The 22234-nt window shown below is 63.6% G+C and carries 28 protein-coding genes; 12 read left to right on the top strand and 16 right to left on the bottom strand.

The annotated features are described in order from the left end of the window. Positions 1-103: 103 nt before the first annotated feature. The 5 genes from PSTAB_RS13335 to PSTAB_RS22145 all read right to left on the bottom strand — a co-directional run bounded on the left by PSTAB_RS13335 (position 104) and on the right by PSTAB_RS22145 (position 3380). A complete protein-coding gene (locus PSTAB_RS13335) occupies positions 104-472 on the bottom strand; it encodes a hypothetical protein (protein WP_041771785.1) in 369 nt (122 codons plus the stop codon). Next, positions 438-1142 (bottom strand): class I SAM-dependent methyltransferase, encoded by a 705-nt coding sequence (locus PSTAB_RS13330; RefSeq protein ID WP_013983316.1) that lies wholly within the window; start codon positions 1140-1142, stop codon positions 438-440. The genes PSTAB_RS13335 and PSTAB_RS13330 overlap by 35 nt, the downstream gene beginning before the upstream one ends. Before the next feature lie 67 nt (positions 1143-1209). Continuing rightward, complete coding sequence (gene blaOXA, locus PSTAB_RS13325; protein WP_068982036.1) at positions 1210-1998, bottom strand: class D beta-lactamase; 789 nt, start codon at positions 1996-1998, stop codon at positions 1210-1212. A 36-nt stretch (positions 1999-2034) separates the two neighbouring features. Then, the gene (locus PSTAB_RS13320; protein ID WP_013983314.1) at positions 2035-2604 is read right to left on the bottom strand and encodes a GNAT family N-acetyltransferase; all 570 of its coding nucleotides are present in this window, start codon (positions 2602-2604) and stop codon (positions 2035-2037) included. A gap of 77 nt (positions 2605-2681) precedes the next feature. Then, a complete protein-coding gene (locus tag PSTAB_RS22145) occupies positions 2682-3380 on the bottom strand; it encodes a GNAT family N-acetyltransferase (RefSeq protein WP_418080425.1) in 699 nt (232 codons plus the stop codon). A 30-nt stretch (positions 3381-3410) separates the two neighbouring features. Between PSTAB_RS22145 and PSTAB_RS13310 the strand changes: the two genes are divergently transcribed. The 4 genes from PSTAB_RS13310 to PSTAB_RS13295 all read left to right on the top strand — a co-directional run bounded on the left by PSTAB_RS13310 (position 3411) and on the right by PSTAB_RS13295 (position 7316). Beyond that, on the top strand, positions 3411-4334 hold the full coding sequence (locus tag PSTAB_RS13310; RefSeq protein ID WP_013983312.1) for an ABC transporter ATP-binding protein: 924 nt from the start codon (positions 3411-3413) through the stop codon (positions 4332-4334). After that, positions 4331-5062 carry an ABC transporter permease subunit gene (locus PSTAB_RS13305; protein WP_013983311.1) on the top strand — a complete coding sequence of 244 codons (732 nt, stop codon included), beginning with the start codon at positions 4331-4333 and terminating at the stop codon, positions 5060-5062. Before PSTAB_RS13310 ends, PSTAB_RS13305 begins: the two co-directional genes overlap by 4 nt. A gap of 10 nt (positions 5063-5072) precedes the next feature. Further along, entirely contained in the window at positions 5073-6908 is a 1836-nt protein-coding gene (locus tag PSTAB_RS13300) for a Gldg family protein (RefSeq protein ID WP_013983310.1), read from the top strand. A 198-nt stretch (positions 6909-7106) separates the two neighbouring features. Beyond that, complete coding sequence (locus tag PSTAB_RS13295) at positions 7107-7316, top strand: cold-shock protein (RefSeq protein WP_003293422.1); 210 nt, start codon at positions 7107-7109, stop codon at positions 7314-7316. A 123-nt stretch (positions 7317-7439) separates the two neighbouring features. On the opposite strand, the gene PSTAB_RS13290 is transcribed toward PSTAB_RS13295, so the two are convergent. Genes PSTAB_RS13290 through dapE form a run of 3 tightly spaced genes read right to left on the bottom strand, consistent with a single transcriptional unit; the run spans position 7440 to position 9819 of the window. Continuing rightward, positions 7440-7811: a hypothetical protein gene (locus PSTAB_RS13290; protein WP_013983309.1), complete on the bottom strand. Its 372-nt coding sequence runs from the start codon at positions 7809-7811 to the stop codon at positions 7440-7442. Positions 7812-7870: 59 nt separating this feature from the next. Next, positions 7871-8677, bottom strand: a complete 807-nt coding sequence (locus PSTAB_RS13285) for a putative RNA methyltransferase (protein ID WP_013983308.1) — start codon at positions 8675-8677, stop codon at positions 7871-7873. Beyond that, positions 8671-9819 carry a succinyl-diaminopimelate desuccinylase gene (gene dapE, locus PSTAB_RS13280; protein WP_013983307.1) on the bottom strand — a complete coding sequence of 383 codons (1149 nt, stop codon included), beginning with the start codon at positions 9817-9819 and terminating at the stop codon, positions 8671-8673. Before dapE ends, PSTAB_RS13285 begins: the two co-directional genes overlap by 7 nt. 128 nt (positions 9820-9947) lie before the next feature. Here dapE and tcdA point away from each other — a divergent pair, with 128 nt between their 5' ends. The 4 genes from tcdA to PSTAB_RS13260 all read left to right on the top strand — a co-directional run bounded on the left by tcdA (position 9948) and on the right by PSTAB_RS13260 (position 14333). Further along, positions 9948-10781, top strand: coding sequence for a tRNA cyclic N6-threonylcarbamoyladenosine(37) synthase TcdA (gene tcdA, locus PSTAB_RS13275; protein ID WP_013983306.1), 834 nt, complete (start codon positions 9948-9950; stop codon positions 10779-10781). A 309-nt stretch (positions 10782-11090) separates the two neighbouring features. Beyond that, a complete protein-coding gene (locus PSTAB_RS13270) occupies positions 11091-12173 on the top strand; it encodes a porin (protein WP_019405778.1) in 1083 nt (360 codons plus the stop codon). A gap of 175 nt (positions 12174-12348) precedes the next feature. Then, positions 12349-13044 (top strand): DUF2057 family protein, encoded by a 696-nt coding sequence (locus PSTAB_RS13265; RefSeq protein ID WP_013983304.1) that lies wholly within the window; start codon positions 12349-12351, stop codon positions 13042-13044. Positions 13045-13202: 158 nt separating this feature from the next. After that, positions 13203-14333, top strand: a complete 1131-nt coding sequence (locus PSTAB_RS13260; protein ID WP_013983303.1) for a GNAT family N-acetyltransferase — start codon at positions 13203-13205, stop codon at positions 14331-14333. A 9-nt stretch (positions 14334-14342) separates the two neighbouring features. Here PSTAB_RS13260 and PSTAB_RS13255 read toward each other — a convergent pair whose 3' ends face one another. The 3 genes from PSTAB_RS13255 to PSTAB_RS13245 all read right to left on the bottom strand — a co-directional run bounded on the left by PSTAB_RS13255 (position 14343) and on the right by PSTAB_RS13245 (position 16353). Continuing rightward, positions 14343-14765 (bottom strand): DUF6306 domain-containing protein, encoded by a 423-nt coding sequence (locus PSTAB_RS13255; protein ID WP_013983302.1) that lies wholly within the window; start codon positions 14763-14765, stop codon positions 14343-14345. Between the two features lie 97 nt (positions 14766-14862). Next, a complete protein-coding gene (locus tag PSTAB_RS13250) occupies positions 14863-15417 on the bottom strand; it encodes a peptidylprolyl isomerase A (RefSeq protein ID WP_013983301.1) in 555 nt (184 codons plus the stop codon). Between the two features lie 27 nt (positions 15418-15444). Further along, positions 15445-16353: a LysR family transcriptional regulator gene (locus PSTAB_RS13245; protein ID WP_013983300.1), complete on the bottom strand. Its 909-nt coding sequence runs from the start codon at positions 16351-16353 to the stop codon at positions 15445-15447. Between the two features lie 60 nt (positions 16354-16413). Between PSTAB_RS13245 and PSTAB_RS13240 the strand changes: the two genes are divergently transcribed. Beyond that, a complete protein-coding gene (locus PSTAB_RS13240; RefSeq protein WP_013983299.1) occupies positions 16414-16734 on the top strand; it encodes a hypothetical protein in 321 nt (106 codons plus the stop codon). Between the two features lie 43 nt (positions 16735-16777). Here PSTAB_RS13240 and PSTAB_RS13235 read toward each other — a convergent pair whose 3' ends face one another. Further along, positions 16778-17206, bottom strand: a complete 429-nt coding sequence (locus PSTAB_RS13235) for an anti-virulence regulator CigR family protein (RefSeq protein WP_013983298.1) — start codon at positions 17204-17206, stop codon at positions 16778-16780. A gap of 150 nt (positions 17207-17356) precedes the next feature. Between PSTAB_RS13235 and PSTAB_RS13230 the strand changes: the two genes are divergently transcribed. After that, positions 17357-18688 (top strand): DEAD/DEAH box helicase, encoded by a 1332-nt coding sequence (locus PSTAB_RS13230; RefSeq protein ID WP_013983296.1) that lies wholly within the window; start codon positions 17357-17359, stop codon positions 18686-18688. 16 nt (positions 18689-18704) lie between these two features. Here the strand turns inward: PSTAB_RS13230 and PSTAB_RS13225 are convergent, their stop codons facing one another. Then, positions 18705-19001 carry a hypothetical protein gene (locus tag PSTAB_RS13225; RefSeq protein WP_013983295.1) on the bottom strand — a complete coding sequence of 99 codons (297 nt, stop codon included), beginning with the start codon at positions 18999-19001 and terminating at the stop codon, positions 18705-18707. 142 nt (positions 19002-19143) lie between these two features. Between PSTAB_RS13225 and PSTAB_RS13220 the strand changes: the two genes are divergently transcribed. Further along, positions 19144-19524 carry a hypothetical protein gene (locus tag PSTAB_RS13220; RefSeq protein ID WP_011913787.1) on the top strand — a complete coding sequence of 127 codons (381 nt, stop codon included), beginning with the start codon at positions 19144-19146 and terminating at the stop codon, positions 19522-19524. 5 nt (positions 19525-19529) lie between these two features. Here PSTAB_RS13220 and PSTAB_RS13215 read toward each other — a convergent pair whose 3' ends face one another. Beyond that, complete coding sequence (locus PSTAB_RS13215) at positions 19530-20384, bottom strand: LysR substrate-binding domain-containing protein (protein ID WP_013983294.1); 855 nt, start codon at positions 20382-20384, stop codon at positions 19530-19532. Positions 20385-20481: 97 nt separating this feature from the next. Between PSTAB_RS13215 and PSTAB_RS13210 the strand changes: the two genes are divergently transcribed. Continuing rightward, positions 20482-20712: a DUF1127 domain-containing protein gene (locus PSTAB_RS13210; protein WP_013983293.1), complete on the top strand. Its 231-nt coding sequence runs from the start codon at positions 20482-20484 to the stop codon at positions 20710-20712. 8 nt (positions 20713-20720) lie between these two features. On the opposite strand, the gene PSTAB_RS13205 is transcribed toward PSTAB_RS13210, so the two are convergent. Both PSTAB_RS13205 and PSTAB_RS13200 read right to left on the bottom strand, forming a co-directional pair. Further along, positions 20721-21476 carry a sulfite exporter TauE/SafE family protein gene (locus tag PSTAB_RS13205; RefSeq protein ID WP_013983292.1) on the bottom strand — a complete coding sequence of 252 codons (756 nt, stop codon included), beginning with the start codon at positions 21474-21476 and terminating at the stop codon, positions 20721-20723. Positions 21477-21644: 168 nt separating this feature from the next. Beyond that, positions 21645-22202: a Tll0287-like domain-containing protein gene (locus PSTAB_RS13200; RefSeq protein ID WP_013983291.1), complete on the bottom strand. Its 558-nt coding sequence runs from the start codon at positions 22200-22202 to the stop codon at positions 21645-21647. Positions 22203-22234: the final 32 nt, after the last annotated feature.

Here is a 22234-nt window from a genome sequence, read left to right as displayed (position 1 = left end):
GTGGGCGGGCAAAACCTGCGCTGCTCGGTTGGGGCCCGATCGGACCGGCAACTGCCCGGCTCGTTACCTGCGATGGCTCGCTAGGCAGCCGTTTCGAAGCGCGTCAACGGCTACGAAGACGCGCGCCGGCATAGGCCCCGGCGAGAAACAGCAGCGACCAGAGCAGCAGAAACGCGAAGCCCACGGCGAGCAGCGGGCTGAGGGGCAGGAACAGGAGCAGGTACAGCATCTGGCCGACGATGACCCCCAGGTACAGTGCCCAGCGTGGTCGCGGCACGATGAAGCCGGCCAGCGCACCTGCTGTAAACAGTGCACCACTGTAGTACAGGCCGTCGCCGTCCCAGGGTTCGGCCTGACCACTGGCCCAGGGCGACAATGCCCAGATGAAAGCGCCGGCGAGAGAGGCAATCAGCAGCGCCTGCACGACCGGCCGGGCGCTAGGGCGCATCGGCTCGCCGCGCGTACCACGCATGGATCAGCCCGGCCTGGTAGAAGGGCACGGGGCAGGCAAAGCCGCCGGCCTCGATGATGGACGCGACCTGCTCCGGGGGCAATATCGCCACGTCACGGTCATAGGCGGCACGCATCTGCTCCAGGCCTGCCGCGGGAATGCCGGCGAGGGTCATCATGTTCAGCCAGGTTTCCAGCAGCGCCGCATACGCTGGCGTGGTGAGGTCCGCTGCCAGGTCAGAGCTGGCCAATAGCGCTCCTGGGCCGAGTCGGGCGGCTATGTCACGAAAGAAGCCGATGCGTACGTCGCGCTCGAGAATGAACTGGGATACCAGCAGGGAGGTTGCCGCGTCGAAGGGGGCCTGCTCAGGCAGTGTCTCCAGGTAGCCCTCATGGAACTGGCAGCGCTGTTCGATTCCGGCTCGGGTTGCCTTGTCGCGAAGGACGTGCAGCATCGCGCCCGATGGCTCCACTGCGGTGAAGGTCCAGCCGGGTCGGCACTGGGCCAGGTGCAGAATTTCCTCGCCGGTGCCGGCGCCGATGCACAGTACCCGCGCGTCGGCCGGCAGCGGCGCGAACACCGCCTCCAGAAGAAAATGCAGGGCGTTGCGAATGGGCGCGGTTCTGGCCCAGCGCTCGTCGTAGCTGGCGGCCTGTTGATCGAATACCGCTTTGATCTCGTCGCTGCGCATGGCGGCTCCGTTTGGTGTGGTGTGGAACGCGGCGTCGCCGGGTTGCTGCGGCGGACCATTGGAAGAATCACTGGGCCGGGAGTATGCCCTTCGCCCGCAGCGCATCCAGCGCGATCCGCTGGCGCAGGGGCAGATCGGTCGCATCGCGGGTGTCCAGATTCAGCGCGAACAGCCAGGTGTCGGCGCCGGCTTCAACATAGCCGATGTACCAGCCGATGCCAGGATTGTCGCGAGCCGCCCAACCGGTCTTGGCATACAGGCTATAAGCCGGCGTGCTGTCGACGCGCATGATGGTCCTGAGGGTGTCGTAGCTCTTCGCCCGGTACGGCAGGCTGCGCGCGACCACCTGGCGCAGCAGACCCACCTGTTGTTCGGCGCTGACGCGCAGCGAGCCATCGAGCCAGAACTCGGTGACGTTGACAGGTTCGTGCAGCTGCCCGTAATGCGCCTGGCGGATGTGGCGCAGATAGGCCGCCGCGCCCACCCGCCGGGCCAGCCTCTGGTAGCACCAGACGCAGCTGACCCTGAATGCGCTCTTCAAGGTCTGGTCGCGGTTCCAGTCCTCGATCTCGTAACGGGTGCCGTCCCAGGAGATGATCTCGTCCGCCCCGGCGATGGCGCCTTCCTCCAGAGCGATCAGAGTGTTCAGCACCTTGAACGTGGACGCAGCGGGAAAAGCCGTGCCGGCGCGTTCATCGTTGTGGACGAAGCGCTGGCCCGTGGCGACGGACTCGATGACCAGTGTCCCCTCGACCCCCGCGCGTTCGAACAGACGGGCAATTGCCCCGTCCTCCGCATGGGCGAAGCCGGAAGCAGCGAGCAGCAACAGGGAGAGCAACAGGACGGGCATGACCAAGACCAGGTTGTAGGTGGGAGCGTGTTCGGAAGGGGCTCAGTCGCCTGCAATCCGCTGCGCCCGATAGTCCACCTGCGAAAGACGGTACAGGCAGTGTGCGCGAAGTGGATGACCGATGGGTATGCTCGGATGCTCGAAGCGGCTCGCCTCGCGCATGCCGATTCGTTGCATGACCGCGCGCGAACGCTGATTGCCGAGCGTGGTGAAAGACACGATTTCCGCCAAATCCAGCCTGTCGAAGCCCACCTCGAGCGCACCGCGCGCGGCCTCCGTTGCCAAACCTCTGTGCCAGTGCTGGACGGCCAGGCGCCAGCCGATCTCCACGCAGGGCGAAAAGGGCAGCTCGGCGATCGGTATATGCAGGCCGAGGAAGCCGATGAACTCGGCGGATGCCTTCAGCTCCACGGCCCAGAAGCCCCATCCTCGCTGCTCGATCAGCGCCTGGCAGCGATCGGCCAGCGCATCGCTCTCGTCGCGCTCGAGCGGGGCAGGGAAATACTCCATGACCCGCGGGTCTGCGTTCAGTTCGGCAAAGGGCGCCCGGTCGCTCGGGCGCCATTGCCGCATGAACAGGCGTTCGGTTTCGAACTCGATCGGGCTCGGCATTGCAGTGCTCGGATCAAAGGAGGAGGCTGTTGCTCGCAGCTCCGTTTGCAGCAAGGGCGGCGGCGACTTGGCCGCGGCTAACCGGAATCACCTGAATAGCTGAGCGTGAGGCGCAGCATGTCCATGTGGCGGATCCCGTCCTCGATGATCGGCTCGGGGTAGTGCTCGACGAAGAAGTCTCGTTCTATTCGCGTTACGCGAAAGCCCTGGCGTTGATAGAACGCCAGTTGATAGCCGAACGACCCCGTGCCCACTTCGAGCCGGCCGGTGCCCAGCCTGCGGTAGTGCTCGATGATCCATTCCAGCAGTGCCGTGCCGTAGCCCGCTTTCTGCCGGGTGGGTCGTACCGCGATATTCATCAGCTCATGCGCGCCTTCGCCGATCGGCCGCACGACACCGATGCCGACGACCGTTCCGTCGAGCGATGCGGCGAAGCACGTCGAGTCCGCCAGATACGAGCGCACCTTGCTCGGCGAAGGATCGGCGAGCAGCAACAGCTCCATTGGCGCCAGCGAGGCAGGAATTTCTCCGAAGCGTAGGGACATGTGTCGGTAACCACCTTGAGAGGCGGCGTGATCAGGCAGATCGATCGCCGCTTTCCATGGATTCGAGAACGTACTCCAAGCGCTGTGCGGGGTCCATTGCATCGCTTGGAGGCTTGGCGGCAACGTCCGGCAAACGTTGCCGCCAAGCCGCGTGGTTGCATTCGTCCAGTAGCTGTTCTTATAGTTCCGCCGGCATTTTTGCAGGGCCTGGCTCGGGTCGCGCGGCGGCACGCCAGGCCTTGTGCGCACTGGTGAGAGCCCATGATTGAAATAAGCAACCTGACCAAGCGTTTTGCCCAGCACACCGCGGTCGACGACCTGTCGTTCCAGGTCCAGCGCGGAGAGGTGCTGGGGTTCCTCGGCCCCAATGGGGCCGGCAAGTCCACCACGATGAAGATGCTGACCGGCTTTCTCGCGCCGACATCCGGCACTGCCCGCATCCTCGGTCACGACATCCGCACCCAGACCCTCCAGGCCCAGCGGCTGATCGGCTATCTGCCCGAAGGCGCACCTTGCTATGGCGACATGACGGTGCGTGGCTTTCTCGAGTTCATCGCCGAAGTGCGCGGTTTTCGCGGTGCGGACAAGCGTCAGCGGGTCGATGCAGCTGTCGCCCAGGTGGAATTGCAGAAGGTGCTGGGGCAGAGCATCGAGACGCTGTCCAAGGGCTTCAAGCGGCGTGTCGGTCTGGCCCAGGCGATCCTGCACGACCCTGACGTGCTGATCCTCGACGAGCCCACCGATGGGCTCGATCCGAACCAGAAGCATCAGGTGCGCCAGCTGATCCAGGGGCTGGCGCAGGACAAGATCGTCATCATTTCCACCCATATTCTCGAAGAGGTGAGTGCGGTCTGCACCCGCGCGGTGGTGATCGCCAATGGCCGGCTGGTGGCCGATGGCACGCCGCTGGAGCTGGAAAGCCGCTCGAAGCATCACCAGGCGGTCACGCTGGTCAGTGATGCGCCGCTGGACGAAGTCGCCCTGGCGGCCTTGCCGGGTGTCGCCGGTGTCGAGCGCAACGAGCGCGAGCACAGCCTGACCGTACTGGCGCAGCCCGGGCACGTGATCTTCCCGCAGGTCAACGCGCTGATCGCCCAGCAGGGCTGGGCCGTCACCGAGCTGGACGTGGAGCGCGGCCGGCTGGATGAGGTGTTCCGTAACCTGACGCGAGGGGAAGCGCTATGAGCCAGTTGCCGGTCATCTTCAAGCGCGAGCTGGGCAGCTATTTCGCCACGCCGCTCGCCTATGTGTTCATCGTGATCTTCCTGGTGCTGTCCGGGGTATTTACCTTCTACCTGGGCGGTTTCTACGAGCGCGGCCAGGCGGACCTGACGCCCTTCTTCAGCTTTCATACCTGGCTCTACCTGTTCCTGGTACCCGCTATCGCCATGCGCCTGTGGGCTGAGGAGCGCAAGTCCGGTTCCATCGAGCTGCTGATGACGCTGCCGATCACCCGCTTCGAGGCGGTCGCCGGTAAGTTCCTCGCCGCCTGGGTTTTTGCCGGGATCGCGCTGCTGCTGACGTTCCCGATGGTCATCACCGTCAATTACCTGGGTGAGCCGGACAATGGCGTGATCGTCGCTGGCTATCTTGGCAGCTGGTTGCTGGCCGGTGCCTTTCTGGCCATCGGCTCCTGCATGTCGGCGCTGGCGAAGAACCAGGTGATCGCCTTCATCCTCTCGGTGGCGGTGTGCTTCCTGTTTATCGTCAGCGGCCTGCCGATGGTGCTCGATGCGCTGGCTTGGGCGCCGCAGTGGCTGATCGATGCGGTGGCTTCGCTGAGCTTCCTGATCCGTTTCGACTCCATCAGCAAGGGCGTGATCGACCTGCGTGACCTGCTGTATTTCGTCACGTTGATCGTCGCCTGGCTGGCGGCCACCGCCGTGGTCGTCGATCTGAAGAAAGCCGCCTGAGGGAACAGACATGAAACGAGTCATCTATTCCGGTGCCGGGCTGCTGCTGATCGCGCTGGCATTCCTGCTGTTCAACGGGCTGACCGGCACGCTGCTGACCAATGCCCGGCTGGACCTGACCGAGCAGAAGCTCTACACCATTTCCGAAGGTACCGAGCGCATCCTCGAGGGGCTGCAGTCACCCATCGAGCTGCATTTCTTCTATTCGGACGAGACCGCCAAGGACCTGGTCGCGTTGCGCAACTATGCGCGTCGGGTCGAGGAGATGCTGCGTGCCTATCAGCGCGCCTCTGGCGGCAAGCTCAAGCTGCACGTGATCGATCCGCAGCCGTTCTCCGAGGAAGAAGACCGCGCCGCCGAGTTCGGCCTGCAGGCGGTACCGCTCAACCAGGGCGGTGACAAGGTCTACTTCGGGCTGGCCGGCACCAATGCCGAGGGCAATACGCAGATCATCCCGTTCTTCCCGCTGGATCAGGAGGAGTTTCTCGAGTACGAGGTCAGCCGCCTGGTTCAGAGCCTGGCGACTGCCGAGCTGCCGGTGGTGGGTGTGCTTTCCGGCCTGCAGCTGACCGGGGGCTTCGACATGCGCACGCAGCAGGCGACGCCGCCGTGGATGGTGCTGGAGGAAGTCCGCCAGCTGTTCCATATCGAGAGCCTGCAGCGCGATGTCGATCTGATCCCCACCAATGTATCGGTGCTGCTGCTGATCCATCCGAAGGATCTGCCCGAGCAGACGCTGTTCGCCATCGACCAGTTCGTGCTGCGCGGTGGCAAGCTCCTGGTGTTCCTCGATCCGCATAGCGAGATCGATCCGGGCATGGGCATCGGCCCGGGCGAGTTCGGCGAGGAGCGTGTCTCCGATCTGGAACCGCTGTTCAAGGCCTGGGGCGTGCGCATGCTGCCGAAGAAGGCGCTGGCCGATGCCGCTTACGGCATGTCGGTGGGCATGGGCGCCGAGCGCCGGCCGGTTCGGCATGCCGGCTGGCTGAGCCTGCCGCGCGCCGCGCTGGACCAGGATGACGTGAGCATCGCTGCGCTGGAGAACATCACGCTTGGCAGTGCCGGCATTCTCGAACCGCTGGAAGGGGCGACCACGCGCTTCACCCCGCTGATGCGCAGCTCCGAATACGCCATGCCGGTGGATGCCGAACGCTTCGCCACACTGGATAACCCGGAGACCCTGCTACTCGGCTTCGAGCCCACCGGCGAGCGCTATACCCTGGCAGCGCGTATTCAGGGCCCGGCCAAGACGGCATTCCCCAATGGTATCGAAGGGCGCGAGAAGGGCATCCAGGAGAGCCAGAACATCAACGTCATCGCGGTGGCTGATACCGACATGCTGGCCGACCGCATGTGGGTGCAGGTGCAGGACTTCTTCGGTCAGCGCGTTCCGCAGCCCTGGGCGGACAACGGCGCCTTCGTGATCAACGCGCTGGATAATCTCTCCGGCACCGATGCGCTGATCAGCGTGCGTTCGCGCGGTCGCTTCACCCGTCCGTTCACGGTAGTGGAAACCTTGCAGCGCCAGGCCGAGGATCGTTTCCGCGAGAAGGAGGAGGTGCTGCAGCAGCGCCTGGCCGATACCGAGCAGAAGCTGGCCGACCTGCAGAGCCCGGACCCCGAACAGGCACTGGAGCTCACGGGCGAGCAGGAGCAGGCGTTGCGCCAGTTCCTGCAAGAGAAGGTGCGCATCCGCAAAGAGCTGCGCGAGGTGCGCTACCAGCTCAACGCCGATATCGAGGCGCTGGGACGTACGCTGAAGTTCGCCAATATCGCGCTGGTCCCGCTGGTACTGACGCTGGGCGTGCTCGCGCTGTGGCTGTGGCGTCGCCGCCGTAGTGCCTGACGCTGGCCGGCACGGCGGCCACGGCCGTCGTGCAGACGGACAATGCGAGACGGAAAAGGGGCTGACAGCAGAAATCCTTGGCTTATACTCCGGCGACGGCTGCTTTCGAGTCGCATTTGCAAGCTGACGAATGCACGAGGGCCAGGCTGTGCAAACCCTCTTCCGAGGAATAACAAAAAGCGAGTTGGAGAAGTGGTAATGGCTGAGCGCGAAACCGGGACCGTCAAGTGGTTCAACGATGCAAAAGGCTATGGATTCATTCAGCGGGGTAATGGCGCCGACGTGTTCGTGCATTACCGCGCCATTCGTGGCGAAGGCCATCGCTCGCTGGCCGAGGGGCAGCAGGTGGAATTCTCGGTGATCCAGGGCCAGAAAGGCCTGCAGGCCGAGGACGTCGCCGGCCTCTGACTCCGGTCGCAGAAGAACGAAGCCCGTCCTGATGACGGGCTTTGTTTTTTGGCGACGCTCCGCTGCAGACCACCAAGGGCCAATCTGCTGGTTCCTGGTGGGTGTTTCACAACCCGGGTGCGATCAACCCGTGCGCCAGACGATTTCTTCCTCGCCGTCGGCACTGACGCGAATCCAGCGGTCGGCCTCTTCCTCGGCTTCCTCTTCCTGCCAGCCACCCGGTGCGCAGCGGATTTCCACACCCAGGGCCTGATGTGCCGCGCGCGCACAGGCCAGGTCATCGGCCCAGGGCGTGGCGTCGCTTTCCAGGAGCAGGCAGTGCCATTTGCCGACCGCCTTGGGCAGCCAGGTCACTGGAATCCCGGCGGCGTTGCACTTGAAGGTCTGGCCTTTCTGCTGCCAGGCGGAGCAGGGGCCGATGGCCTCTGCCAGCCACTCGCCGACGGCTTCCTGGCTGGCATCCCTGAGGTAGATCTCGATATCGGGTTGACGCATGGGCGACTGCCTTCTGTGTTGTGCCTTGGCCTGCCTCGCATGCTATCGAGGCGTTTGCCTTAGGAAATTCGTTCGATCCAGTCGTAGCGTATCGCAACCCGCACCGTCAGCGGCGTGTCGATAACGGCGGCGCGGCGCTCGGCGCTGGCGCGCCAGCCATGCGGGGTCATCGCCAGGAGGTCGGCGCGGGGCTGGGCGTCGTCCAGCTGCAGTTGATAGCTGAGGGTTTCGCTGTGGGTCAGGCGCATGCCGTCCGGAATCAGCGACAGGTGTTTCTCGTCATCGTAGTCGCGTACCTCGTCGTAGAGCCGCGCGCGCAGCTCCCACAGGTGCTCGCGGGTCGGGCCCATGCGCAGCAGCCCGCCGCCGGGCGAGAGCAGGCGTCGTGCTTCCTGCCAGTCCAGCGGGCTGAACACGCTGGCCAGCAGGTCGCAGCTGGCATCGGCCAGCGGCACGCGGGCCATGCTCGCCACCAGCCACTCGAGTTGCGGGGCGCGTTTGCAGGCGCGCTTGATCGCCTCGCGGGAAATGTCCAGTGCATAGCCTTCTGCATCCGGCAGCGCGGCGGCCAGTTGGGCGGTGTAGTAGCCTTCGCCACAGCCGATGTCCAGCCAGCGTTGCGGCGCGCGCTCGGCGGCCAGCTCGGCGAGGCGTCGGGCCAAGGGCGCGTAGTGGCCGCCGTCGAGAAAGCGTCGCCGTGCTTCGACCATGGCCTGGTTGTCGCCCGGATCGCGGCTGTTCTTGTGCTGCACGGGGAGCAGGTTCAGGTAGCCCTGACGCGCGCGGTCGAAACGGTGGTTGGCCGGGCAGGCTACGTCGTTGTCCACCGCGCTCAGCGGCGCCTGGCAAATCGGGCAGATCAGCATGCCAGCAGGTTCACCAGGGTCTGGTAGTAGATGTCGGTCAGCACATCGAGATCGCTGGCCAGGATGTGTTCGTCGACCTGGTGGATGGTGGCATTGACCGGGCCGAGCTCGACCACCTGGGTACCCAGGGTGGCGATGAAGCGTCCGTCCGAGGTGCCGCCGCTGGTGGACGGCGTGGTTTCGCGGCCGGTGACGCTGCGGATGGCCTTGGCCACGCCGTCGAGCAGCGCGCCCGGTTCGGTCAGGAATGGCAGGCCGGACAGTGCCCAGTCCACGTTCCAGTCCAGACCGTGCTTGTCGAGGATCGCCGCGGTGCGTTGCTGCAAGCCTTCGACTGTCGACTCGGTGGAGAAACGGAAGTTGAACACCGCTTCCAGCGTGCCGGGGATGACGTTGGTGGCGCCGGTGCCGGCGTTCAGGTTGGAGATCTGGAAGCTGGTCGGCGGGAAAAACTCATTGCCATCGTCCCAGTGTTCGGCAGCCAGCTCGGCCAGTGCCGGCGCGGCCAGGTGGATCGGGTTCTTCGCCAGATGGGGGTAGGCCACATGGCCCTGCTGACCGCGAACGGTGAGCGTACCGCCCAGCGAGCCGCGGCGACCGTTCTTCACCACGTCGCCCACCAGGCTGGTGCTCGAGGGTTCGCCGACGATGCACCAGTCCAGGCGCTGGCCGCGCTCGCGCAGGCGTTCGACCACCGCCTTGGTACCATGGTGCGCCGGGCCTTCCTCATCGCTGGTGATCAGGAAGGCGATCTGTCCCTTGTGGTCCGGATGGTCGGCGGTGAAGCGTTCCACTGCCACGACCATGGCGGCCAGGCTGCCTTTCATGTCTGCCGCGCCGCGACCGTGGAGCATGCCCTGTTCGTCGATGCGCGCACTGAACGGCGGGTTCTGCCAGGCCTGCAGCGGGCCGGTGGGAACCACGTCTGTATGGCCGGCGAAGCACAGCACCGGGCCTTCGTTGCCGCGAATGGCCCAGAAGTTCTCCACGTCCTCGATGTGCATCGGCTCGATGGCGAAGCCGCAAGCCGCCAGGCGCTGGCTCATCAGCTGCTGGCAGCCTTCGTCCAGCGGCGTCACGGAGGGGCGGTTGATCAGCTCGCAGGCCAGTTCGAGGGTCGGGGAGAGGGCGGGGGCGGTCATCACGGCTCCGGTACGGCGGGGAAAAGGCGCCATATTAAAGCAAAGCCGGGGCTGCGGTGACGGCCGGATGCAGTGGTCGGCACGCGGCGAGGTCTTATAATCGCCAGGTTTTTCTCCGGGGAGTCGGCATGTCTATCGATGAACAGCGTTTCGGCGGCATTGCCCGTCTGTATGGCCGGCTCGGTCTGGAGCGGCTGGCGGCGGCTCATGTGGCGGTGGTCGGCATCGGCGGTGTCGGCTCGTGGGCGGCCGAGGCGCTGGCACGCAGCGGCGTCGGCGAGATCAGCCTGTTCGACCTGGACGATGTGTGTATCACCAACACCAACCGGCAGATCCATGCGCTGGAGGGTGCGGTGGGCAAGCCGAAGGTGGACGAAATGGCCGCGCGCATCCGTGCCATCAACCCGGCATGTCGGGTTCATGCCGTGCCCGACTTCGTCACCCGCGAAACCATGGCCGAGTACATCACAGAAGGCTTGGACTGCGTCATCGACTGCATCGACAGCGTGCCGGCCAAGGCGGCGCTGATCGCCTGGTGCAAGCGCCGCAAGATCCAGATCATCGCGACCGGCGGGGCGGGCGGGCAGGTGGACCCGACGCAGATTCAGGTCGCCGATCTGAACAAGACCTTCAACGATCCGCTGGCGGCCAAGGTGCGCTCGCTGCTGCGTCGCGAATACAACTTCTCGCGCACGCCGGGGCGCACCTACAGCGTGCCCTGTGTGTTCTCCACGGAGCAGTTGCGCTACCCGAAGCCGGACGGCGGCGTCTGCCAGAGCAAGAGTTTCGTTGGCGAAGGCGTCAAGCTCGACTGCGCTGGAGGGTTCGGTGCGGTCACCATGGTCACTGCTAGTTTCGGCATGGTGGCGGCGGCGAAGGCGGTCGACAAGCTGGTCGCCGGTGCACGTCGGCCGAGCGAACGTAATGTGTTAGCCATGACAGCTAATTCTGCTGGCCCCTAGTTGTGTCAGGCGCCGGTTTCAGCACTGCTACCTCCTGACTTTCTCGAATTCGCATCTGACGGAAGTTCGTCATTCCTGTCGGCGATAGTTCTGATAGGGCGCGCCTGGTTCGATTTTTCGGCTTGTCTTATGTGCCTGCGGCGTGTCTAGCACTCGGGTTGCAGGAAGTTCCGTTGACTTAAAATATTAATAAAACAGCAAGCGCTCTGTAATGCGGGGCTCCCATACTCCGCTTCGATCAAACCAACCAAGCTTACGTCACTTGTAAACGGCGTTGATTAAATCCCAATGGAGCTCTGGAGCTTTCTGATGAAGAAGAAGTTGATTGCGGTTGTTGTGAGTGCTGCGGCCGTAATGCCTGTTCTGGCTGCGGCAGACGTCAATATCTACGGTCGTGTGCATGTTTCCACCGACTTCCTGGACGATGGTGCCGACTACTCCGAGACCAATATTTCAAGTAACTCTTCGCGCCTGGGTTTCAAGGGTGATCATCAGATCAATCCTGACCTGAAAGCATTCTTCCAGGTGGAGCAGCAGATCAACTTCACTACCGGTAGCGGAGATTCTGACAGTACCAACTTCGCCACTCGCGATACATTCGTAGGTTTGGCAGGTGATTTTGGCTCCGTACAGCTGGGACGTTTCGATAGTCCTTTCAAAGTGGCGCGCGGTCCGGCCAACCTCTTCGGTGATCAGGTCGGTGACATGCGCAACCTGACTCGTGTTGGCAATGCCCGATTCGACGAGCGATATGACAACACAGTTCAGTACACCACACCGAGTTTTGGCGGCTTCAACGCAGTGCTCGCCTATTCCGTACATGAAGGGCAGTGGGTCGAAGAAAACGAAGATTCCGACGGCATCAGCGTTGCGCTGAACTACGTTGGTGGTCCGCTCGAGGCATCCCTGGCGTATGAAACCGTGGAGGAAGACACCTCCCGTGGCGAGCGTGATGGCATTCGTGCTGCCGCTGCCTACAAGTTGACCGACGAATTCAAACTCGTCGGCTTCTATCAGACCGTCGACTACGATGGCTTCGAAGGTACCTCCGCAGCCCTGCGTGACCAGCTCTCTTCGAAGACCTATGGTCTGGGTGGCGAATTTAAGGTTGCCTCCAATACAGCTCTCAAGGCCATGTGGATGACTCGAGACGCCGATGCATCCAACTATGACGCCGATATGTGGGTAGTCGGCGTAGAGCACAAGTTGGACAAGGCTGTTCGTGTCTATGCCAACTACGCCGTCCTTGATAATGACGACAATGTCGCGCTGACTCCATGGAGCCAGGCTCGCTCCGCCAATCCGACTGGTCAGTCTATCAACGATGGCGTGAACGAAGCCCTCGGCGAAAAAGCGTCCGGACTTTCTGTCGGTCTGCGTTACGACTTCTAATCTTCTATAAGATCGGAAATATTAAGCCGGGACGCTCAGTTTAGGGTGCCCCGGTTTTTTTGTAATCAAAGTGAGATATTTCACTTCTACTGTGGCTCTCTACCTGCAGTGTCGCAGGGTTGCCAGCTCTGGTGGATAACCAGCTTAGCCCGCTTATTCTGTTCAAGGAGTCTCCATGCGTTGTATTTTCTGGGTTGCCGTTGTCGGCCTGTTATCGGGTTGTGCACAACAGTCCCACGTGAAGTTGTACCCCGGCTCCGAGCTGCCAAAGGCGCAAGTAGTGGTGGTTGAAGTACCCGATACTCTTGAAGTGATGAGCATCAATGGCCAAGAGCTGCCTTTGGCTAACTCGCGGTTCGGCACAAAGAACAAAACGCTGCATCTGCAGCCCGGTAAATATCGTATCAATGCCTACTACAAGAACGGCTTTGATATCGGCGGAGGCCTGAGTCACGAAATCGTCCGCACGCGCGGAGCGGTGTACAGCCTGGATGGTCGTGCTGGTGACGTCTGGAAGCTGGAATACAACGAGCCGGCCAACTTGCAAGAAGCTCGCGCGATGAAGGACACTTTCGCCGGCTGGTCGAAGAACCAGCTCACCGGCGAACGCATCGAGACGACAGTCGGAGCAGAACCGACTTCCGCTGTGAACCAGCTTCTGGGCGGTAACTCCAGCGCGGTTGCGCAGACCACTGTCGAGCCGCTCGATAGCGCGCAGACCCACTCGAATGTTGGCGTACCTGTCCCATCTCGAGCAGCACCGTCCCAGACCTTGCCTCACAGCGACGCGACGCTCAACACACTGCAGCAATTGTGGCTGATGCTAAGCCCGGAAAGCCGTAAGGCATTCCTCGACTGGACTCAGCAGTAAGCCGAGTGCGTGCATTTGCACTTACAGAGCAGGTTCGCAGGTAACCCGTCTGAAACGTGCATCCGGTAAATTCCCGTGTGTATGCTCCTTTGCCCCGTCGCTTGACGGGGTTTTTTATGCGCTTTTTTTCATAGCGCAGGTGAGCCAGACTGGTCGGCATGCACATTCAGACCATTTCCAGAATCGCCGAGCTTGCTTCCATAGCATGGGACGCCATGCTGTCCGACACTCAACCCTTTGTCCGTCACGCCTTTTTATCCACCCTGGAAGATAGTGGCAGTGTGGGAGGGCGCAGCGGCTGGCAGCCAGCGCATTTGGTCCTACGCGACCCGCACGGCGAATTGCGCGCAGCACTTCCGCTGTACCGCAAGAGCCACTCGTACGGTGAGTATGTTTTCGACTGGGCCTGGGCTGACGCATGCCAGCGCGCCGGTATCGGTTATTACCCGAAGTTGCTCTGTGCAGTGCCGTTCACGCCAGTCGCCGGTGGTCGCCTGCTGGGCGACGCGGAAGGAGCGGGCCTCTTGATCGATGCGCTCACCGAGGGACTGGATCGAAACGAAACGTCTGGATTGCACATCAACTTCACCGAGCCTGCCGCCGACCGTCTTGTCGCAGGCCGGGAAGGCTGGCTGGAACGCATCGGCTGTCAGTTTCACTGGCACAACCGCGGCTATCGTGATTTTCAGGACTTCCTCGATGCGCTGACGTCGCGCAAACGCAAGCAGATGCGCAAGGAGCGAGAGCAGGTCACGGCTCAAGGCATCTCGTTCGAATGGCGAGAAGGGCACGAGCTCAGCGAGGCGGAATGGGATTTCGTGTATGCCTGTTACGCCAATACTTACCACGTACGCGGCCAGACGCCGTACCTCACGCGTATTTTCTTCAGCCTGCTGGCCGAGCGCATGCCAGAGGCGATCCGCGTCGTATTGGCTGTTCAGGGCGTAAGGCCTGTCGCCATGGCGTTCAGCCTGTGTGACGACAGCGGACTATACGGCCGATACTGGGGCTGCCTGGCGGAGTTTGACCGTCTGCACTTCGAGACCTGTTTTTACCAGGGCATCGACCAGGCCATTGCGGACGGCCTGCAGCGCTTCGATGCCGGCGCGCAGGGCGAGCACAAGCTGATCCGGGGCTTCGAACCGGTGATCACGCGCTCCTGGCATTACCTGCAGCACCCCGGTTTGCGAGCCGCGGTGACGGATTTTCTGCAGCAGGAGCGCGTCGGTGTGCTGGCCTATGCCGAGGCGGCGCGGCAGGCGCTGCCGTACCGGCAGGCCGGCAGCTAGCCACTTGCGTCAGGCGTGGGACGCGGCGCTGTTTTCCTCGTGGATATCCAGCATGCGCTGCAATTCGCTGCGCAGCAGCGGATCCTGGCAGCCTGGCAGATACTCGCGCAGCTTACGGATCACCCATTGCTGACCCTTGTCGATGAACGGCAGACGTTCATCCAGCGACTCGATCGCCATCGCCTTGCCGTAGAAGGCGCCGGTGTCCTTGTTGGGCTCCACGCCCAGATGCTGAAGGCAGTTGAGCAGCAGCTTGCAGCTCTCGATCTCGCCCTGGCGAATCTGCTCGAGCAGCTGCCGCTGTTCCGGGTCAGTGGCCTGTTGCAGCGATTCGCCGGCAACCTTGGCGCCCGCGCGTTCGGCGCTGAGCAGGTCCTGCAGCAGCTGGGCTTCGCCTTCCGGGGTGTTCAGTGGGCTTTGTGGTTCGGTCATGTCGCGATCTCCTGTCGGTTGAGGGTTTCGCACGCTGGCGGCAGCCGGGTATGTGCCGGCAGAAATGAAAAGGGCCGGTGAACCGGCCCTTCGGGGATCAGAGCTTCTTCGCGGTGATGATCTTCACCGGAGTCAGTGGCACGTTCTGCATCATGGCGCGGTTGCCTGTGGGGACCTGGGCGATCTGGTCGACGACCTCCATGCCGCGCACCACCTTGCCGAACACCGCGTAGCCGAAATCGCGGCTGCCGTGGTCGAGGAAGTCGTTGTCGCGGTGGTTGATGAAGAACTGGCTGGTTGCCGAGTTGACGTTCTGCGTACGGGCCATGGCCACGGTGCCGCGCACGTTGTGCAGGCCGTTGTCGGCCTCGTTCTTGATCGGCGCCTTGGTGGGCTTCTGGTTCAGCCCTTCGCCGAAGCCGCCACCCTGGATCATGAAGCCTGGGATGACGCGGTGAAACACGGTGCCGTCGTAGAAACCGCTATCGACGTAGGCGATGAAGTTCTCGACGCTGATCGGTGCCTTTTCCGCCTCGAGTTCCAGTTCGATTTCACCCAGGCTGGTGGTCAGCAGCACGCGAGGATTTTCGGCAGCGAACAGGTTGCCGGCCAGCAGTACGGAACAGGCGGCGAGGGCGATGCGTTTCAACATGATGTTTTCCTGATGTTGGGGAAGCTGTCAGCCGGCCAGCGAGTTGGCCTGTCCGGCATCGTACGTCTTGATCAGCTCGATGAGAATCCGGGTGGCCGGGCCGAGCGGTTTGTCGTGGTTAGTGTAGAGATAGAACAACGGCCGGCGAATGCTGCCTTGGACCAGTGGCAGCGGCTTGAGCACGCCTTCGGCCAGCTCGCGGCCGATCAGGTGACGCGGCAGCCAGGCGAAGCCCAGACCACTGCTGACGAATGCCACGGAGGTGGCGAGGCTGCCCACCGTCCAGCGCTGCTCGGCGCCCAGCCAGCCGGCGTCGCGCGGCTGCCGCAGGCCGCTGTCGCGCACCACGATCTGCATCTGACTCTGCAGGTCCTGCACGCTGAGCTTGCGTCCCAGTTGATGCAGGGCGTGGTCGGCATGGGCGACGGCGACGAACTCCACGGTGCTGAGCTCGCTGCCCAGATAGCCAGTGATGTCCAGGCCGCTGATGGCCAGATCCGCCGTGCCGTCCTTGAGCACTTCTTCCACGCCGGACAATACCTCCTCGCGCAGCCGAACCCGGCAGCCACGGCTCTTGGGCATGAAGTCGCTGAGGGCGCGGATCAGCTTGGCGCTGGGGTAGGCGGCATCGACCACCAGGCGCACCTCGGCTTCCCAGCCTTGTTCCATGTGGTGCGCCAGTTCTTCCAGCTGACTGGCCTGTGTGACCAGCTGTCGCGACCGGCGCAGCAGCACTTCTCCTGCCTCGGTCAGCACTGCCTTGCGCCCGTCTATGCGCAATAGCGGCACGCCGAGCTGCTCCTGCATGCGCGCCACGGTGTAGCTGACCGACGACTGCGACCGATGCAGCGCTTCGGCCGCCTGGGCGAAGCCGCCGTGATCAATGACCGCCTGCAGGGTGCGCCACTGATCGAGGGTCACACGGGGCACTTTCATTCCTTCGGTTCCTTTAGCAAGGTCTGTTACGCTGGCCCTTCTGTCGAGGAGCCCCGTCAAATGAAAACAATCGGTTACCTGCTCTTTGCCCTGTTGCCAGTCGCGGCCAGCGCCGCCACCTATCCCGTGGACATCGATCAGCAGCTCAACGGCGCCGAAGTCACCGTAACGCCGCAGGTCATCGACCGCGATCTGGCCGGCCTGCTGCTGCACAACTACGGGGAGACGGCGGCCGTGTGTACGGCCGTGTTCCAGAACGGCCCGGAAGCACCGCGCACCCGACGCACGGAGCTGCAACCCGGTGAGCGCAAGGCGCTGACGTCGAAATTCAAGCGCGACGTGATCCGGCTGCGCATCAAGCTGACCTGCGAGCCGAAGTAGCTCGGCGGGCCAAGGCAACCGCCCCGACCCCGGCCGTCCGGCATCAATCCAGTACGTTCTCCAGGATTTCGTAAACGATGCCTGTGGCGATGGCCACCAGGATCACGTCACGCCCCAGCTGCTTCCATTCATAGCCTTCGTAGCGTGGCAGATGGCCGAGCAGGCGATTGTCCAGGCTCTTGGCAATGCCCGGCGGCAATGGCTTGCCACGCGCCAGGTTCTTCTGAATGCCCGGCGGCAGGGAAGAGGCCGGCGCGAGCAGATCACGGTGGTTGCGCAGGGTGATGCGCACCGCTCCGATGTCCACGGACGGGCCATGGTGACGATGGTACTGCTGCGCTGGCGCCTGCCCGCGTTCAGCCTTGTTCTTGCTGTTGCCGGGGTGGTCGTTCGGCTGCGCCGTCGCTGTCACCGCCGAGAGTGCCAGTGAAAGCGCGCCGGTGAGCAGCGCGATCCGCTTCGTCGAATTCATGCGAACCTCCTGAGGCATTAAGCCGTTTCGCTTCTGTCAGCTTAGCCGTTGTTGGCGGGGGAAAACATGCCGGTGGTTACAGAACGCGCCTTTGCCCGGCAGACGGGTTAACCTATGCCATTCGTTTTTTCGACCTCCGAGGTAGCTCCCTTGTTTGACCAATTCGCCCTGCACGAACGCCTGCTCAAGGCCGTCGCCGAACTCAAATTCGTCGAGCCGACCCCGGTGCAGGTGGCGGCGATTCCGCCGGCGCTGGAAGGGCGCGATCTGCGTGTGACGGCCCAGACCGGCAGTGGCAAGACGGCTGCGTTCGTGCTGCCAATGCTCAACCGGCTGATCGGCGATGCCCAGCCGCGGGTCGATGTACGCGCGCTGATCCTGTTGCCGACCCGCGAACTGGCCCAGCAGACCCTCAAGGAAGTCGAACGCTTCTCGCAGTTCACCTTCATCAAGTCCGGTCTGATCACCGGTGGCGAGGACTTCAAGGTCCAGGCCGCGATGCTGCGCAAGGTGCCAGACGTACTGATCGGCACGCCGGGCCGGCTGATCGAGCATCTCAATGCCGGCAGTCTGATCCTCAAGGATGTCGAGATTCTGGTGATCGACGAGGCCGATCGCATGCTCGACATGGGCTTTGCCGAAGACATGCAGCGCCTGGTGGGCGAGTGCGAAAAGCGCCAGCAGACCCTGCTGTTCTCTGCCACCAGCGGGGGCGCCGGGCTGCGCGAGATGGTCGCCAAGGTGCTGCGCGATCCGTTGCACCTGCAGCTCAACCGGGTCAGCGAACTGAACGAGGCGACCCGGCAGCAGGTCATCACCGCCGACGATGTGGCACATAAGGAAAGGCTGGTGCACTGGCTGCTGGCCAACGAGAGCTACCAGAAGGCGGTCATCTTCACCAATACCCGCGCCCAGGCCGACCGCCTGTACGGGCACCTGGTGGCCAGCGACATCAAGGTCTTCGTGCTGCACGGGGAGAAGGACCAGAAGGAGCGCAAACTGGCCATCGAGCGGCTCAAGCAGGGCGGCGTGAAGGTGCTGGTGGCCACCGATGTGGCCGCCCGTGGCCTCGATATCGAAGGCATGGACCTGGTGATCAACTTCGACATGCCGCGTTCGGGTGACGAGTACGTGCACCGCATCGGCCGTACCGGGCGCGCCGGCGCCGAAGGGCTGGCGATCTCGTTGATCTGCCACAACGACTGGAACCTGATGTCCAGCATCGAGCGCTACCTCAAACAGCGCTTCGAGAAGCGGGTGATCAAGGGGCTGAAAGGCACTTATCAGGGTCCGAAGAACCTCAAGGCGTCAGGCAAGGCCGCTGGCAGCAAGAAGAAAAAGGTCGACAAGAAGAAAGGAGTGGAAAAGAAGTCCAAGCCTGCCGGCAAGCGCCCGAACGGTGCCAAGCGGGAGGCGCCATCACCCGTGGTCAGCCAGGACGGCATGGCGCCGCTCAAGCGCAAGAAGCCCGCAGCCGAGTGACCCTCGGCTGATTCACCTAGCGTTGCGTGTCGGCCGGCGGGGTGTCGGCTTCGCGCTCCGCTTGCTCGATCTGCTGCAGACGTTTGTCATAAGCCTCGCACTCGTCGCCGAGCTGATCGGCGCTGCGCTTGGCGTCCATCTGACGGATTTCCTCGTTGATTTCCTTGGCGCGCTCCGGATTGCTCTCGGTCAGCTGGTTGACGCGCTTGGCCAGTTCGTCCGCCTTGGCGTTCACCTCGTCGGTTGTGCAGGCCGCGTGCACGGCCGGGCTGGCCAGCAAGGCTGCGGTCAGGGTCATCGTCAGCAATTTCATGGCTCGATCCTCCTCAAACGGTCTGAACGGTGGATCGCAGCGCAGCCGCTTTAGTTCAGCGGCGAACCGCCTGCCGCCGGGAAGGGTCGGAATGCTTAGACGCCTCGTTCGAGAGCGGATACCTGTCACGGGAGGAAAGGCCATGAGCTACAACTGGGATCTGATCCAGCGCCTGCTGCACGAAGTCCAGGCCAGCGCCAACGACACCTTCAAACCACGTCGCTACGCCGAAGAGCATGCCGCACAGCTGGAAAGCGAGGGCAAACCGATGCCGAATCTGGACAGCCTACGTGCCGAGGCCGCCGACTACGAAAGCCTGTTGTTCGAAGGCGGCTTCATCGTGGCGCGCCCGGAAGAGCAGGGCGGCAATGGCGAGAACTTCGTGCTGACTGAGCGCGGAGAGCGGCTGCTGGGGATGCTCGACGACCCGCAGACCGCAGGAGCCCGCCAACGGCTGGCCGACAAGGGCGAGGCCGCCCTGGTACCGGAAGTGTTCGACGAGCTGGCCGCTACGCGGCCCTGAGCCCGCTACAGACGGAAACCCTCGACGATGTACTCGGCGAGGGTCTCGCTGACCGGCGAACGCTGCTGCGGGTTGCGCAGCAGCACGATGCTGGTTTGCGGTAGCGCCGGCAGCCCATCCGCCTCGCCCAGAATGCGCAGGTCCGCCGGAATCAGGCTTTGCAGCTGGGCGGTGAGCGCCAGCCCGGCGCCGACGATGGCCATGATGGCCGCGAGGCTGGGGCTGCTATAGGCGATCCGGTAATCGATCTCGCGGGCGTCCAGCGCGTTGCACACCCAGGCGCGGCAGAAGCAGTCGGTATTGAAAGTGGCCAGCGGCAATGGGCGCTGGTCGTCCAGGTTGAAGCCCGGAGCAGCCGCCCACACCACGTACTCTTGACGCAGCAGCTGGCCGATCTCCGTACCCGGCTCACGAGTGATGATGCTCAGGTCCAGATCGCGGCGCTGCAGCAGCTGGCTCGACGGCTCGCAGTGCACCTCCACCTGGACCAGTGGGTAGGCCTGGGCGAAGCGGGCCAGGATGCCCGGCAGAAAGCGCATCACATAGTCGTCCGGCGTGCCGATCCGGACCGCGCCGACCATGTGCGGCTGACGCAGCGTGGTCATGACCTCGCCATGCAGCTTGAGAATGCGTCGGGCATAGCCCAGCAGGATCTGCCCCTCGGCAGTCAATCTGACCTGGCGGCCGCTGCGTTCGAACAGCGGTCGTTCGAGCACATCTTCTTCCAGGCGCTTCATCTGCATGCTGATCGCCGACTGGGTGCGGTTGACCGCGGCTGCGGCCCGCGTAAAGCCGCTGTGATCGGCAATGGCGACGAAGCTGCGCAGCAGTTCGGTATCGATGTTCGGGTAGCTCGCCATTCATCAATCCTCAAGATGCCAGGCATCAGAAACATTCGTTGGATTGATCATAATCGCCGCGCGAGACTGGCGCCAATCCAAACAGGAGGGCGCTGTGATGAATATGCAGAAGATCGTTTCGCACAGGCTTCATCTACCCGAAGCCGCTCGGATTGCCGGACCTGCGTTGCTGAAGCAGGGCTGGTTGAAGCTGCGGCGCTGGCACGAGCTGGCACGGCAGCGGCGGCAGCTGGCCAGTCTGAGCGACGAGATGCTCAAGGACATCGGCCGCAGTCGTGCCGACATCGAGTGGGAGGCCAGCCGGCCGTTCTGGGATGAACCGCGCTAGCGCCGAACTCAATGGCCCAGCAGCAGCTTCTGTATCCCCAACGACAGACTGACGAGCACCAACATCAGTGCGAACAGCCGCTGAAGGAGGCTGCTGTTGAGGTACTGCGCGAGGCGATTGCCGGACAGCACGCCGAACGCGCCACCCAGGGCCAGCCCTCCCAGCAATGCCAGCGGCGGCTCGGCATCGGTCAGGTAGAGCAGAAAGCCGCCGCCGCTGACGACAGCGATCACGGCCATGGATGTCGCCATCGCGCTGAGCAGTGACAACGAGGTGAACCAGAGCAGTGCCGGGACGATGAGGAAGCCGCCCCCGACACCCATCAGGCCCGACAACAGACCGACACCCAGGCCTATGCCGAGCAGTGCCGGGTAGCGGTCCTCGGCGTTTTCCTTGGCCGGCAGGCTGGCACCGCGCCACATCCGCCAGGCCGACCAGAGCACCAAGAGGCAAAAGCCGATGATCAGTGCGCGCTCGGGAATGAACTGGCCCAGCCATTGGCCGGCGGCATTGCCGGGCAGGCCGCAGAGCGCCAGCAACACCACCGGGCGCCAGGCCACCTGGCCCAGCCGCGCCCGCGGAATGGCGCCGATGAGCGCAGACATCGCCACTGCGCCGAGGCTGACGCCGATGGCATCGCGCAGCGGCAGGTGCAGGCTTAGCAGCAGCGGCAGCGCCACCAGAGAGCCGCCGGCACCGGTCAGGCCGAGCAGCAGCCCGAGGATCAGGCCAATGCCCAGCGCTTCGAGCAGCAGTACATCCATCAGGCGCAAGCGGCCGAAAGGGAAGCAATGCGGAGGGTGGTATCTGGCTGCATGAATACTCCATCGTGAGCGCTCGTCTCCATCGTTGGTACGTCCGCTTTGATGAGCGTTCCCCACGAGGATGCCGGGCCGTGGCGGTGCGCGACCGCCCGCGGAGTGTAAAGCCTATCAGGGCGCCAGGGCACGGCTCAGGGTGAATGCGCCACGCAGATCGCCTTCGCGGAAGCCGCGCGCCTGGTCCTGCGGGTAGTGCTTGTCGAGCAGCTGCAACAGTTCCGGTTTGATGTTCTCGCCATGGCAACCCAGGCAGGCCTCGGCGGTGCCGATTGCCTGCATGTAGCGATATTCGCCGGCAACCACTTCGCCATGGCTGAGCTGTTGAACAGGCTCACCGGCAGCGGCGCGCTGGGCGAACTGCTCCAGCACACGACGCTCCCAGGCATCCGGTGCGTTGTCCGGATTGCGCAGTTTGAGGGCGGTGCGGCCGACGGTCCAGGGCGCCTGGCTGTGCTGGGCGGCAATGCTCGGCGCCAGGGACTGACAGGCTTCGACCGCCTGCGCCGGGCCGCCATCGGCCATCGCCTGTTTGACGGTGCCGAGCAGCTGTTGCTGGAACGGGGCGATCAGGCCGACGGCCTCGACGCGCAGTTGCTCCGGATCGGCCGCAGGGGCCGCTTGGGTGCCGAGGGAAAACAAGCCGAGAGCGAGCAGAGACAGGGTTTTCATGGGACCTACGCCGGTTGCTTTGTATAGTGGGG

The sequence above is a fragment of the Stutzerimonas stutzeri genome (assembly GCF_000219605.1).
GTDB lineage: Bacteria > Pseudomonadota > Gammaproteobacteria > Pseudomonadales > Pseudomonadaceae > Stutzerimonas > Stutzerimonas stutzeri.
Note: the sequence above shows the minus strand (reverse complement) of the source record. Positions and strands in the feature narration are given on the sequence as shown.